The following is a 12,842-nucleotide window of genomic DNA, read 5'->3' as shown; positions in this document are numbered from 1 at the left end:
CCGAGGAGTATCGCCCGCTCAGCGCGCGAGCCGCACCGCGAGCAGGGTCGTGTCGTCGTCCGGCTCCGGCCCCTGGATCGCGAGCAGCCCGTCGAGCCAGTGGTCCAGGTCGGGCCCGGGGTGGGAGCTGCCGGCGAGCTCGGTCAGCGCGGTCATCCGCTCGGCCAGGTCGACGCCGCGCTGCTCGACCAGGCCGTCGGTGTAGACGAGCAGCGTGTCCCCCGGTTCGAGCACCAGCTCCGCCGCAGTCGACGTGCCCCATCCGACGCCGAGGAGCGGACGCGAGGTCACCCCGACTTCGGCGGCCCCGGCGCCGCGAGCGAGCAGCGGCTGCGGGTGGCCGGCGCTCGCGATCCGGACCCGGCCGGTCTCCGGCTCGAGCACGGCGACCACCGCGGTCGCGACGCGCTGGTCGAGGAGCCCGTCCATGAGCCGGTCGAGGCGGTCGAGGCACTCGTCGGGGCCGTGGCCCTCGTAGAGGTAGGCCCGCAGCGCGGTGCGCAGCTGGGTCATCGCCGACGCGGCCGAGACGCCGTGGCCGGCCACGTCGCCGACCGCCAGCGCGATCCGGCCGTCGCTGAGCTCGAAGGCGTCCCACCAGTCGCCGCCGAGCTGGTACGACGAGGCGGGCTGGTAGCGGGCCGCCACGTCGAGGCCCGTGAACCCGGGCGCCCGGTCGAGGACGACGCTGCGCTGCAGCGACTCGGCCATCGCGATCTGCTCGCGCGACCGCAGCAGCAGCAGGCCCTGCAGGTGCTTGCCGAGGGCGTCCGCGGCGTCGACCTGCCACGACGTCCAAGGGAGGCTGCGGCCGCGCACGACCTGCTGCCACTTCTCGAAGGACTTGCGCGGGCTGAGGCGGACCTCCGGGCCCTCGCTCGCGGCGATCTGCTTGTTGGTCGGGTCGCCGCCCCAGTCCACGACCCGCTCCTGCTCGGGGCGGACCCACACCAGCCACCGGTCCGGGGCCGATCCGATCCGCAGCACGCCGGCCGCCTCGGGGACGTGACCGAGCTCGGGCAGCAGGTCCGCGACGCTGTCGGTCTGCGTCACGTAGCTCAGCGGCGACTCCAGGGCGGCGGCGATGCTGCGCAGGGTCTCGTCGTCCGGGACGACGCCGCACGTCGTCAAGATGCCGTCGTAGCAGAGCGCCGCGCCCCGGGCGTCCATGAGGCGGAGCAGGTCGGGGTCGGCGACGATCGTCTCCAGCGGCGACAGGGCGTTGGCCGAGACCCGCGCCGTCACTCCGGCCATCGTCGCCTGCGTCTCGAGCGCCGACTCGCGCGCATCGGCGCGCTCCCGCTCGACGACCACCTGCGAGGCGACCTGCCCGAGGAACTCGGCGGCCGCCCGGGCGTCCTGGCTGGGCCGGTGCGGCCCGGAGTAGTGGTGGCAGGCGACCAGGCCCCAGAGCCGCTCGTCGACCACGATCGAGATCGACATCGAGGCGGTCACGCCCATGTTGGAGAGGTACTCCAGGTGGATCGGCGAGACGCTGCGCAGGGTCGCGAACGACAGGTCCAGCGGTGCGTCGGTCTCCGGGTCGAACACCGGGTGCAGCGGCACCGGCTCGTAGCCGACGTCCGCGATCAGCCGGGTCCAGTTCACCGTGTAGAGCCGCCGCGCCTGGGCCGGGATGTCGGTGGCGGGGTAGTGCAGGCCCAGGAACGGGTTGAGGTCGGGGCGGCGCTCCTCGGCGATCACCTCGCCGTTCCAGTCGGCGTCGAAGCGGTAGACCATCACCCGGTCGAACCCGGTGAGCGCCCGGACCTCGTGCGCCAGGTGGTCCGCCAGGTCGTGGACCGAGCCGGCGCCCGCCAGCCGGGCCATCGCGCCCCGCGCGGTGTGGTACGACAGCGCCGCCCGGCCCTCGGTGCCCACGGGCTCGAGCTCGACGACCAGCCGGGTGTCCGACCGGTGCACGCGGACGTCGACCTCGGTGCTGTCGTCCAGGTAGAGCACCAGCGGCGTGTCCGGCAGCCCGACGGCCTCGCGCTCCGCGACCGCCCGGGCCACGGTGCCGCCCGCCAGGTCGGACAGCGTCCGGCCGATCGCGTCCGCGGGCTCGACCCGGAGGAGGGAGGCGGAGTTCGCCGAAATCATCCGCACCCGGTGCTCACGGTCGACCGCCACCAGCACGCCGTGCGGCTGGATCGCGCCGGGGATGTGGATCGGCTCCCGGTCGCAGGTGGTGAGGTCGACCTCGCCGTACGACGGGGTGTGCTGTGACCCGGCCACGTCGGTCACGCGGGGGGCGCTGTCAGCGCTGCTCGCGGTACGGGAGCCTCGAGATGGTCAGCACCCGCGCCACGATCGATCCCGGCACCGCGACGACGTCGAGCTCGTGCCCGGCGTTCCGGGCGTTCTTCGCGGCGACCGCGAGGACGCCGACGGCGAGGCTCGGGAAGAAGTCGACCCCGCTCAGGTCGACGGTGAGGTCACGGCTGAATCCGTCGCTGTGCTTCTCCAGGTCCGCGCGAAAGGTCGGACCGGACAGCTCGTCCACCGATCCACTGACGGTCAGCACGGCGGCGGCGTCGTCATAGGCCGCCGCATAGGGAGTGTCATCCACCACAGCATCCTAGTCGGAGGACCGGAGCCGTTTCCTCACCCCCGGGTGAGGGTAGACGAGTAGTGACGAAGGAGGACCCCACGTGCACGATCTGCCGCTGAGGACCAGCCTCGTGGTCTCCGCGGAGGGATCTTCCGCACGAACGGCCCGAGCCGCGGTCCACGACCTGTGTGCGCACGCCCACGTCGGCAACGAGACGGCCGACGTGGCGGCCTTGCTGGTGTCCGAGCTGGTGACGAACGCCCACGAGCACGCCGGTGGCCCCGCGGTCGTCGACGTCGTCGTGGACGGTCGCGCCCTGCGGGTGGCGGTCGAGGACGAGGACCCCACCATCCCTGCGGCCCCCGCGGTCGACGTCGACGCCGAACGCGGCCGGGGGCTGGTACTGGTCGCGGCGCTCGCCTCGCGCTGGGGCACCGCGCTCACCGGGCACGGCAAGTCCGTGTGGTTCGAGCTCGACCGCGCCTAGGTCGGAACTGACCCCTTCCCGCGGGCGGCTCGCCGGCGTACCGTGCTGGCAACAAGTGGGGCGGGAAGAAGGGGCGGGCCCGCCGGGGGTGAGCAGGATGGCCGTGGATCTCGGCACGGTCGTCCTCGCGATCGGTTGTCTGCTGGTCGTGGGGATGGCCATCTGGTGCGTGGTGCGGGTCCGGTATTGGCGCGACCTGGCCGAGCGGTCGGCGTACGGCGGCCGCTGCACGGCCGCCGACCTGGAGCCCGGTGACCTGGTCTTCGTGTGGGCCTACGTCCTCGAGCACGGCGAGTGGAAGCACGGCACCGTGGCGAAGGTCGAGCACGACCGGCTGGACACCGACGAGGTGCAGCTGGTGCGCATCCTCTTCACCGAGGGAGCGTCGTTCACGGTCAAGCCGTTCGCCCCCGCGTGGGTGCTCGCGGCGACGTGACAGACTTCTGCCCATGGCTGACCTCGTCGACGTCCGGACCGTCTCCGTCCAGCAGGAGCTGGGCGCCACGCTCGAGGACTGCGTGCGGAGCTTGGCGACGCTGCTGGACGAGGCCGGGCGGCTGTCGGGCGTCGACGCCTTCGTCGCGGACGTGCTCGCCCGCGAGGCCAAGGGCTCGACCGCCCTCCCGGGCGGGGTGGCCCTGCCGCACGCCCGGAGCGCCGCCGTCCTCGAGCCGACGGTCGCCGTCGCGACGCTCCCGGCCCCGGTCGACGCGCCCAACGGCCACGACTTCGACCTGGTCTTCCTGCTCGCCGTCCCCGAGGACCAGGCGAGCGACTACCTCAAGCTGCTCCGCACCGTCACGACGGCCGCGGTGAAGCCGGGCTTCCGCAGCGACTGCCGCGCCGCCGAGTCCCCGGCCCGGCTCTCGATCCTCGCGGCTGACGCGTTCGCGTAGGGCTAGCTGGCTTCGAGCGCGAGGTCGCGCTCGGCTGAGCGAAGGTGGTCGAGCGCCGCGCTGCGGGCTCCCTCGGCATCACCCTGCGCGATGGCGTTCAAGATCCGCTGGTGGCCCTCGCAGGCCCGTTCGATCCGACCCGGGATCGCGATCACCTTCTCCGAGTAGACCGCGTGGTGCGGGCCGATCTGCTCGTACAGACGACGCATGAGGCGGTTGTTCGACGCTTGGATGATCCGGTTGTGGAACTGGAAGTCCAGGCTCACGAACTCCGCGCCCTCGATCGCCGCCGCCATCGAGCGCTTGAGGATGCCGCGCAGCTCGGTCAGGTCCGCCTTCGTCCGCCGCGCGGCGGCGGTCGCTGCCGCCTCCGGCTCGAGGGCGTAGCGCACTTCGAACAGCTCCAGCGCGGTGACGTCACCCGCGGTGAGCATGAGCATGCGCCCGGCGGCCTGAGGGGGTGGGTAGACGGCGAACGTTCCGACACCCTGGTTCTTCACGAGGATCCCGAGGGTCTCCAGCTTGCTGACGGCCTCGCGCATGGTGCCCCGACCGACGCCGAACTGCTCGGCCAGCTTCCGCTCGGCCGGCAGGCGGCCGCCGTCGCCGAAGTGCCCCTTCTGGATCAGCTCCTCGAGCTGAGCTGCCACGGCATCGGCCAGTTTCAGCTGCCTGACGGGCTCGATTCCGGTCTGCGCACTAAACACGCGAACTCCCCGAGATGTCCAAGGCGAACCGAGACGCCACTGACCCTGACTTCACGACGTTTCCTCGACAGATCCGGACCCGACGCCGAGCCCTCCGCGTCAGTATATCCACCCCTTCAGCGTCGCACCCGGGCGCTGGCGCCCTGGGCGAGGCGCCACACCTCTGCCGCGGTCGCCATGGAGACGTCCCCCGGAGTGGTCATCGCCAGGGCTCCGTGTGCGGCTCCGAGCTCCACGGCTACGTCGAGCGGCTCGGCGTTGAGAAGCCCGTAGACGAGTCCGGACGCGAAGCTGTCACCACCCCCGACCCGGTCGAGGATCTCCATGTCGTGCCAGCGACGGGAGGCCACCAGGCCGGTGTCCCGCGACCATGCGATCGCGGACCAGTCGTTGCGGCTCGCGGACGACACCCCCCGCAGGGTCGTGGCGATGACGCGGAGGTTGGGGAAGGTGTCGACCACCTCCTGGATCATCGCGAGGAACGCACGGTGGTCGAGGTGCGTGAAGTCCCGGTCCACTCCCGACACCTCGAAGCCGAGCGCCTCGATGAAGTCCTCCTCGTTGCCGATCATGACGTCCACCAACGGGGCCAGCGTCCGGTTCACCTCCTGCGCGGTCGTCCTGCCCCCGGCCTCCCTCCACAGGCTGGGCCGGAAGTTGAGGTCGTAGGAGATGGTGGTGCCGTGGCGCCGGGCCGCGCGCATGGCAGCCTCGGCGACGCCAGGGGTCGTGGCCGACAGGCCGGCGAAGATGCCCCCCGTGTGAAGCCATCGCACGCCGAGCGTCCCGAAGACGTGGTCCCAGTCGATGTCCCCCGCCGACAGCTGGCTCACGGCCGTGTGGCCGCGGTCGGAGACGCCCAGGGCGCCTCGCACCCCGAACCCGCGCTCGGTGAAGTTCAGCCCGTTGCGCACGCGCCGGCCGACGTCGTCGTACTCGCGCCAGCGCACCAGCGCCGTATCGACACCGCCCTGGGCGATCAGCTCCTCGATGAGATGCCCGACCTCGTTGTCCGCGAGCGCGGTCACCACCGCGGTCCGTAGCCCGAAGACCTTGTGGAGGCCCCGGACGACGTTGTACTCGCCACCACCCTCCCAGGCGTCGAACCTCCGCGCCGTCCTGATCCGCCGCTCGCCCGGGTCGAGGCGAAGCATCACCTCGCCGAGCGCGAGTGCGTCGTACCGGCAGTCTCCGGCGTCCTTGATCATCAACTCGGTCACGGGCCTTCCTCGACTCGTCCCCGGTCAGGGGTCGGCTGGGGTGACGGCACGGCTGGCCGGCGCGTCACGCTTCCTCGGTGCCTGGTGGCAGGGATCCGGTGGGGCGATCAGTCCCGCGAGCCGATCTCGACGCTGAACCGCTCGACGCCGCCTTCGGCGATGGTCACGCCGATCCCGACGCCCTCGGTGGCCCACAGCCGTCCGTCCTCGACGACCAGCGGGTCCTCGAGGAACCCCTCCCACCCCAGCCCCCCGTACGCGTCGACCTCGATGAGGGGAGCGTTCTCGCAGCTGAGGATCACCTGGAGCCCGGCGGCGAGGCCGATCCCGGTCCCCGACGAGCAGCCGATGTGCGGCACGCACTGGAGGTTCCAGGCACTGGCCATGTCCGCGACCCGCTTGAGCTCCGAGATGCCACCGACGCTCGCCGCGTCGGGCTGGATGATGTCGAACGGCAGCTCGGACATGAGGTCGATGTACTCGTACCGGGTCAGGAGCGACTCGCCGCCCGCGAGCGGAAGGTCGACCCGGTCGGCGAGCCAGGCATGGGCCGAGACGTAGGTCGACAGAGAACGGGACAGGATCGGCTCCTCGAGCCACGCGACCTGCAGCTGCTGGAGCTCCTTGGCCAGGACGAGTGCTCCCCGGCGGTCGTACGCCATGTTGGCGTCGACCATCAGGTCGACCTCGGGCCCGACCGCCTCCCGGACCGACTCCACGAGGCGGACCGCGCCGTGGAGGTCTCCGTCGACGCGCAGCTTGATGGCGGTGTATCCAGCGCTCGCCGCCTCCCGCGCCTCGGCCACCGATCTCTCGACGTCCTTCAACGACGGCGCGAAGTAGGCTCGGACCGAGGGCTTGTAGCTTCCCAGCAGCCGGTGCACCGGCTGGGCGGTGATCTTGCCGAAGAGGTCCCACAGGGCGATGTCGATGCCGCTGAGCGCGTAGGTCTCGACTCCTCGCCGGCCCCACATGTGCGTGGCCCGCATCATGTCGTGCCAGAGCGCCGAGATGTCGCGGGGGTCCCGCCCGGTGATCATCGGGCCGAGCTGGTCGTTGACGAGCGGCCCGACGGTGGGGAAGTACTCCGCGGAGAACCCCGCCTCACCGATGCCCACGAGGCCGTCGCTGGTGGTGACGGTGACCAGGATCCCGCCCTTGGTGCTGACCGACATCGCACCCCACCGGAGGTTCTCCTCAAGAGGCAGGCCGACCGGACGGGCCGTCACACTTTCGATCTTCATGCTGGAGTCCACCGTTCGACGAGCTGGCGCGTGGGCGTGGAGCGGGATGGGCTGGGTGAGGGCGAGCGAGGGCCGCCCGAGCGGCCGCCGTCGCACCTCAGCTCGGGGGCTCCCACTCCGTCTGGACCTTGAGGTGAGGGATGAGGTCGGTCCACTCGTACTCCTGCACGAAGAAGGAGTCGGTGGAGTAGGTGCCGTCCATGGTGTCCTTCAGGCTCGCCGGTCCCTCGAAGCCGATGACGCGCCAACCCTGACGGTCCTTGTTGCCGCCATAGACCGGGTCGGCGTAGAAGCCCTGCTTCACGTGCAGGCAGAGCGCGTCGAAGAACGACAGGCCGTCGTCGGTGGTGAACTGCGTGAAGGTGTGAGCGGGCTCCGTCGTGCCGAGCGTCACCGGTCCGGGCTTGGGGCGCCCGGAGAGGATCTCGATCGCCCGGTCCTGGTCGTCGTCGGCGAGCGCGACGAAGGGACTGCCGAACTCCGCCGTGCACAGCGCGTCGAGCTGGGCGAGCCCCTCCCGGTAGGTGCGCTGCATGTCGGTGATCCGCGAGCGCCAGGCGCTGGCGTACGGGCCGTCGATCTGCAGGAACCCGCTGCCGTCGGCGGCCGCGAAGATGTAGTTGATCCCCGACAGGTACCGATCGATGAAGACCACCACGCGGGCTTCCCGCGCGCCCGGATCGTGGTCGGTGGGGATGATCCGGGCCGAGAGGGCTTCGACCGTGTCCCACTGGTGCTGGCTGAAGAAGAGTCTCTCGTCGGAGTCGGGGTCGACGGGCTCGAGGACCGTCTTCCAGTCTGCCTTGGAACTCACGTGACTGCCTTTCGTTCCGGACCTGTCAGGAATGGGCGCCCGCGAGCCGCTCGACGCGGCCGGTCAGGTAGTTCTCGGCGATGTACTCGCAGCTGCGCCAGGCGTTCGCCATCATGGCCAGCGTCGGGTTGACGCCCAGAGACGTGGGGAAGCCCGAGCCGTCGACCACGAACACGTTGTCGATGTCGTGGGTCTGGCACCACTCGTTGAGGACGGAGGTGCTGGGGTCGAACCCCATCCGCGCGGTGCCGTGCTGGTGGCAGGTGTTCCCGGTGACCTGGTCGAGGTAGACCGGGATGGTCTTGCGAGCACCGGCGGTCTCGAGGATCTCGATGTTCTTGTCGACCTGCCACTTACCCATCGCCCGGTCGTTCTCGTGGGCGCGATGGGTGATCCGAGCCACCGGCAGCCCCATGAAGTCCTTGTGCGTGGGGTCGAGGTCGACCCGGTTCCGCTCCTGGGGCATGTCGTGGAGGATCAGCCCGATCTTCATCGCGTAGTTGAAGAAGGTCCGGTCCGCGTCCTTGAAGGCCTGACCCCAGGAGGGCCTGCCGGGAAACACCATGTTGATGGGGTGGCAGGTCTGGGAGGACGACACGATGCAGCCGCCGATGTGACCGCGGCTCTCGTCGGTCTCGTAGAAGTCCATCGTGCCGCCACTGATGTAGTTGCCCGTCCAGCCGTACAGCGGATCGTCGATCTCGTTGTCGAAGAAGCCGATGGCGAACAGGTACTCGTGGAAGGTGGCGTTCTTGCCGACCAGGCCGGAGGAGTTGGCGAGCCCGTCCGGGAACTGGGCGGACTGCGAGAGCAGCATCAGCCGCGCGGTCTCGATCGCCCCCATGGCCAGCACCACGACGCGCGCGTCCTGCTCGAACTCCGCACCCGAGCCGTCGACGTAGACCACTCCGGTGGCCCTGCCGTCCTTGCCGACCTTGACCTCGCGGACGAAGCAGTCGGAGCGGAGCTCGAACCTGCCCGTGGCCAGGGCCTCGGGGATGAACGTCGTCGCCGTGTTCGAGCGAGCCCCGCTGGGGTCGCCGTACTGGTTCCAGAAGCTCGTCCGGTTGAAGGGCTGCCGTCCCTTGTGCTCGTTGGTCACCATGGCGTGCGGGATGGGGAAGGCGTTGATCCCCATCTCGTTGGCGGCCTGGTAGAACTTCTTGCCCCATCGCGTCGGCGGCAGCGGCTTGCTGGGGAACGGCTTGCTGCGGAAGCCCTCCCCCTTGTCGGCGCCGGCGATGCCCGCCACCCCGAACTCCCACTCGATCTTGGTCAGATAGGGCTCGAGGTGTTCGTACTGGAACGGCCAGTCGGCCAGGCTCAGCCCGTCGACGTCGCCGTGCAGGGTGCGCTGGAGGAAGTCCGAGGGTCGGGGACGCGGAACCCAGCCGGCCCAGTGGTTCGTCCCTCCACCCACCAGCTGCGGGGTCATCGAGAACGGGTAGGGCTGGGCCTCCTCGTCCTCCTCGACGCGCCGGGTTCGCGGCGTGAGCTTGGCGTCCGGCCACATGTAGCTCCGGTTGACGAACTTCAGCTCGTCTCCGGAGAAGTGCTCGTGGTTCCGGAGGTACGGCCCCCGCTCGAGCCCGACGACCTTGAGGCCGGCTTCGCTCAGGACCTTGGCAGCCGTCCCGCCGCTGGCGCCCAGACCCACGATGACCACGTCGACCGGGTCGGGCTTCTTGTGTTCAGCCATGGCTTGTCACTCCCGTCGCTTCATCGGTCGAAGTAGGCCACGATCGCCTTGAGGAAGTCCGGCAGGTCCGGAGGCGTCCGGGCGGTGATGATGTGCCCGTCGACGACGGCCGGCTCGTCGGAGACCCAGGTCGCGCCCGCGTTGACGAGATCGTCCTCGATGGGCGCGTAGCCGGTGACGCGGCGCCCGCGGACCGCGTCGGCGGAGGCCAGGATCCACCCGCCGTGGCAGATCGACGCCGTCATCTTGCCCTGGGCCGCGATGTCTCGGACCAGGTCGATCATGGGGCGGTGCAGCCGCATGTTGTCCGGCGCGAAGCCTCCCGGGACCACGACGCCGTCGAAGTCGTCGGCGGTCACCTCCCCGGGCGAGGTGTCGGCCTCCATCGGGTAGTGCTCCTTGCTGGAGAACGACTTCTTCTCGCCGTTCCCGACGACCGTGACGACCGCACCGGCCTCGGTGAGCCGCAGATAGGGGTACCAGCCCTCGAGGATCTGGTAGTCGTCCTCGATCATGAGGGCGATGCGCTTGCCTTGAATGCTCACGTCAGTTCCACCTTCAGTTGGGTTCAGCAGCGGGGCTTGCCGAGGGGGTTACTTCAGCTTCTCGATGAGCTCGGTGCTGAGCAGCACATCGCCGTAGTTCATCTGGATGTTGCGCAGCGCCTCCCAGTGCTGGCCGTAGCCCAGCGGCTGGTCCTCGTTGGGCGCCGGAACGGCGGTGGTGGTGTCGGCGACGCAGATGATCTTGTAGTTCTTGTTCCAGCCGTCGATCGTCGTCGCGTGCATGCAGTTGGCGGAGGTGACGCCGATGATGATCAGCGTGTCCCGGTCGTTCTCGCGGAGGTACTCCTCCAGCGGGGTGTTGTAGAAGCTGCTGAACCGGTGCTTGTACATGACCGGCTCACCGTCGAGGGGCTTCATCTCCGGGTGCAGGAGGTCGTCGCCGGACTCGTTGCCCCAGCTGGCCGGCGAGGCCGGTGACCCGCAGTCGAGGCCGGGCCACTTCGCCTTGGCCAGACCGGCGTCCATCCCGTCGGGACGCAGTCCCCACAGCGACCAGACCACGGGGATCCCCTTGTCACGGCATGCCTCGAGGACCCGCTTGATGGGCTCGATGGTGTCCTTGCCCTCCGGCGCGCCGCCGACTGACTTGACGTAGGCGGCGCCGCTCTCGCTGACGATGAGGTTCTGTACGTCGAGGACGAGCAGCATGGTGCGCGCGGGGTCGATCGTGGGAGCGACCCACGCCCCTCGCGGCAGGACGTCGTCGATGTGGTCGTAGGTGAAGTCGAGCGATGACATGGCGGTTCCTATCGGTTGTGGGGTGACTCGGATTTCTCGACGGCGCTGACCAGGTCCCCCTCGGCTTCGAGGAGGTGGGCGAGCGCCTGCTCTCGGGCCTCGGCGGTGTTGCGTTGCGACACGGCCGCCAGGATCCGGTGGTGGCCCTCCTGGGCTCGGGAGCGCCGTTCGGGCAGCGAGATGACCTTCGCTGAGTAGATGGCGTGGTGCGGTTCGAGCTGCTGGTACATCTGGGCGAGGAGGCTGTTCTTCGCGGCGTGGACGACCAACGAGTGGAACTCGAAGTCCAGGCGCACGAAGTCCTCGTCCGAGAGGTCGGGGCGCAGGGAGTGGTCGAGGATCTCCTTGAGCCTCTTGAGGTCTGCGGACGTCCTCCGTTCTGCGCTCAGCTCGGCAGCGAGCGGCTCGAGCCGGTAGCGGACCTCGAACAGCTCCAGGGCCGAGACGTCCCCGGCCGTGAGGAGTCCCATCCGGGCGGAGGCGGCACCGGCGACCCCGAACGTTCCGACGCCGTGTGCGCGGGTGATGATGCCGAGGGCCTCGAGCTTGCGGATGGCTTCGCGCATGCTGCCTCTGCCGACGGCGAACCGCTCGGCGAGCTCCCGCTCCGAGGGCAGGCGGCCGTCGGCACCGAAGTGGCCCGAGTTGATGAGGGCCTCGAGCTGGGCGGCGACGGCGTCGGAGAGACGGAGCTGCCGGACCGGGACGATCGCGGTCGGTGCCTCACCCGACATCATCGTTGGTTCGCCTCCTCGTCGGGTCTCGCGGGTGGGTGGTCTGGGATGTGGTGGGCCGTGGCCGACCGCGGGACGTCAGTCGCCGTACTTCTTCGGGACGTCGAGGGCCCACTTGGTGTACGCGCGGTGCCAGTCGACGTTGGTCTTGTCGACGACCTGGGTCGGGTTGTTGATGATCTGCGTGACCGTCTCGCCCAGGACGGCGGTGGCGAAGATGGCCTCGATGAGGTTCTGGCCCTGGTCGACGCCGCCGATGTCGACGGTCGCCGTCAGCTTGCCGGCGCTGATCTGGTCGTAGCCCGAGACCAGGCCGTCGGCGCCGATCGTGAGGATGCCGTCCTCGCCGTCCCAGTGCTTCAGGCCCGCCTGGTCGATGGCCTGGGAGGCGCCCAGCGCCATCTCCTCGTTCTCGCCGTAGATGGCGTCGACGTCCTTGTTCTTGGTGAGCAGGTCCTGCGCGGCGGCGAAGCCCTTGTCCCGGACGTAGCCACCGTCGGCTTCTCCGACGACCTTGATCCCCGGGTTCTCGGCCAACGCCTTGTCGAAGCCGATCTTGCGGCCACGGGTCCAGTCCGAGCCGGAGGGTCCCCAGATCTGCAGGATGTTGCCGCTGCCGCCGAGCTTCTCCGCGATGTACGTACCGGCCAGGTAGCCGGACTGCCACCGGTTGTCGTAACCGACGTTGGTGACCGTGCGCAGCTCCTCCGGCGGGTAGAGCTCGGCGGGCTGGTTGAACTGGTAGATCTTGACGCCCTTGTCGGAGGCGTCCTGGTAGAGAGCCTGGACCGTGGCGAAGTTCGCACCCGTGCAGACCGCGATGGCGTCGAACTTCCGGGACACCCAGGACTGGACGATGCCCAGCGTGCCCTGGACGGCGTTGAAGTCGCCGACCGGCGCTTGGCGCTCCCAGACCCAGCGGCACCCGAACCGCTGCTCGTACTCGTACATCTTGTGCCACGCCGCGTGCTCGATCTGGGTGAAGTTCTCGGAGAGCACGGGAGGCGTGAAGCCGACCTTGATCTCCCGGCCGGCGACCACCTTCTTGATCGCGTCGTCGTAGCTCAGGGAGCCCGCGCTGCCGCCTCCGCCGCCCGCTGCGGCGCTGCCGCCGCCGGCGGTGCATCCGGTCAGCGCCATGGCGCCGATTCCTGCGCCGACCAGGCTGCTGGTTCGCAGCACC

Annotated in this window: 14 protein-coding genes; 3 read left to right on the top strand and 11 right to left on the bottom strand. The window is 69.9% G+C overall.

What is annotated here, in order from left to right:
• Positions 1 to 18: 18 nt before the first annotated feature.
• Both ABD086_RS00955 and ABD086_RS00950 read right to left on the bottom strand, forming a co-directional pair.
• On the bottom strand, positions 19 to 2,247 hold the full coding sequence (locus ABD086_RS00955) for a SpoIIE family protein phosphatase (RefSeq protein WP_343904821.1): 2,229 nt from the start codon (positions 2,245 to 2,247) through the stop codon (positions 19 to 21).
• 13 nt (positions 2,248 to 2,260) lie between these two features.
• Positions 2,261 to 2,572 (bottom strand): STAS domain-containing protein, encoded by a 312-nt coding sequence (locus tag ABD086_RS00950; protein ID WP_343904819.1) that lies wholly within the window; start codon positions 2,570 to 2,572, stop codon positions 2,261 to 2,263.
• Between the two features lie 82 nt (positions 2,573 to 2,654).
• Between ABD086_RS00950 and ABD086_RS00945 the strand changes: the two genes are divergently transcribed.
• The 3 genes from ABD086_RS00945 (at position 2,655) to ABD086_RS00935 (ending at position 3,937) form a co-directional block, all read left to right on the top strand.
• On the top strand, positions 2,655 to 3,041 hold the full coding sequence (locus tag ABD086_RS00945; protein WP_343904818.1) for an ATP-binding protein: 387 nt from the start codon (positions 2,655 to 2,657) through the stop codon (positions 3,039 to 3,041).
• 103 nt (positions 3,042 to 3,144) lie between these two features.
• Positions 3,145 to 3,477 (top strand): hypothetical protein, encoded by a 333-nt coding sequence (locus ABD086_RS00940; protein ID WP_343904817.1) that lies wholly within the window; start codon positions 3,145 to 3,147, stop codon positions 3,475 to 3,477.
• A gap of 13 nt (positions 3,478 to 3,490) precedes the next feature.
• Complete coding sequence (locus ABD086_RS00935; protein ID WP_343904815.1) at positions 3,491 to 3,937, top strand: PTS sugar transporter subunit IIA; 447 nt, start codon at positions 3,491 to 3,493, stop codon at positions 3,935 to 3,937.
• A gap of 2 nt (positions 3,938 to 3,939) precedes the next feature.
• On the opposite strand, the gene ABD086_RS00930 is transcribed toward ABD086_RS00935, so the two are convergent.
• The 9 genes from ABD086_RS00930 to ABD086_RS00890 all read right to left on the bottom strand — a co-directional run bounded on the left by ABD086_RS00930 (position 3,940) and on the right by ABD086_RS00890 (position 12,799).
• Positions 3,940 to 4,587, bottom strand: coding sequence for a FadR/GntR family transcriptional regulator (locus tag ABD086_RS00930; RefSeq protein WP_343904813.1), 648 nt, complete (start codon positions 4,585 to 4,587; stop codon positions 3,940 to 3,942).
• Between the two features lie 173 nt (positions 4,588 to 4,760).
• Entirely contained in the window at positions 4,761 to 5,852 is a 1,092-nt protein-coding gene (locus ABD086_RS00925) for a sugar kinase (RefSeq protein ID WP_343905306.1), read from the bottom strand.
• A 119-nt stretch (positions 5,853 to 5,971) separates the two neighbouring features.
• Positions 5,972 to 7,108, bottom strand: a complete 1,137-nt coding sequence (locus ABD086_RS00920; protein WP_343904811.1) for a mandelate racemase/muconate lactonizing enzyme family protein — start codon at positions 7,106 to 7,108, stop codon at positions 5,972 to 5,974.
• Positions 7,109 to 7,205: 97 nt separating this feature from the next.
• Entirely contained in the window at positions 7,206 to 7,922 is a 717-nt protein-coding gene (locus ABD086_RS00915; protein WP_343904809.1) for a gluconate 2-dehydrogenase subunit 3 family protein, read from the bottom strand.
• Between the two features lie 25 nt (positions 7,923 to 7,947).
• The gene (locus ABD086_RS00910) at positions 7,948 to 9,621 is read right to left on the bottom strand and encodes a GMC family oxidoreductase (protein WP_343904807.1); all 1,674 of its coding nucleotides are present in this window, start codon (positions 9,619 to 9,621) and stop codon (positions 7,948 to 7,950) included.
• 20 nt (positions 9,622 to 9,641) lie between these two features.
• Complete coding sequence (locus ABD086_RS00905; protein ID WP_343904805.1) at positions 9,642 to 10,166, bottom strand: type 1 glutamine amidotransferase domain-containing protein; 525 nt, start codon at positions 10,164 to 10,166, stop codon at positions 9,642 to 9,644.
• Between the two features lie 48 nt (positions 10,167 to 10,214).
• Entirely contained in the window at positions 10,215 to 10,925 is a 711-nt protein-coding gene (locus ABD086_RS00900) for a cysteine hydrolase family protein (RefSeq protein WP_343904803.1), read from the bottom strand.
• Positions 10,926 to 10,933: 8 nt separating this feature from the next.
• Positions 10,934 to 11,662: a FadR/GntR family transcriptional regulator gene (locus ABD086_RS00895; protein ID WP_343904801.1), complete on the bottom strand. Its 729-nt coding sequence runs from the start codon at positions 11,660 to 11,662 to the stop codon at positions 10,934 to 10,936.
• Between the two features lie 75 nt (positions 11,663 to 11,737).
• Complete coding sequence (locus ABD086_RS00890) at positions 11,738 to 12,799, bottom strand: sugar ABC transporter substrate-binding protein (protein ID WP_343904799.1); 1,062 nt, start codon at positions 12,797 to 12,799, stop codon at positions 11,738 to 11,740.
• Between the last annotated feature and the right edge of the window lie 43 nt (positions 12,800 to 12,842).

The sequence above is a fragment of the Nocardioides aquiterrae genome (assembly GCF_039526625.1).
GTDB classification, from domain to species: Bacteria; Actinomycetota; Actinomycetes; order Propionibacteriales; family Nocardioidaceae; genus Nocardioides; species Nocardioides aquiterrae.
Note: the sequence above shows the minus strand (reverse complement) of the source record. Positions and strands in the feature narration are given on the sequence as shown.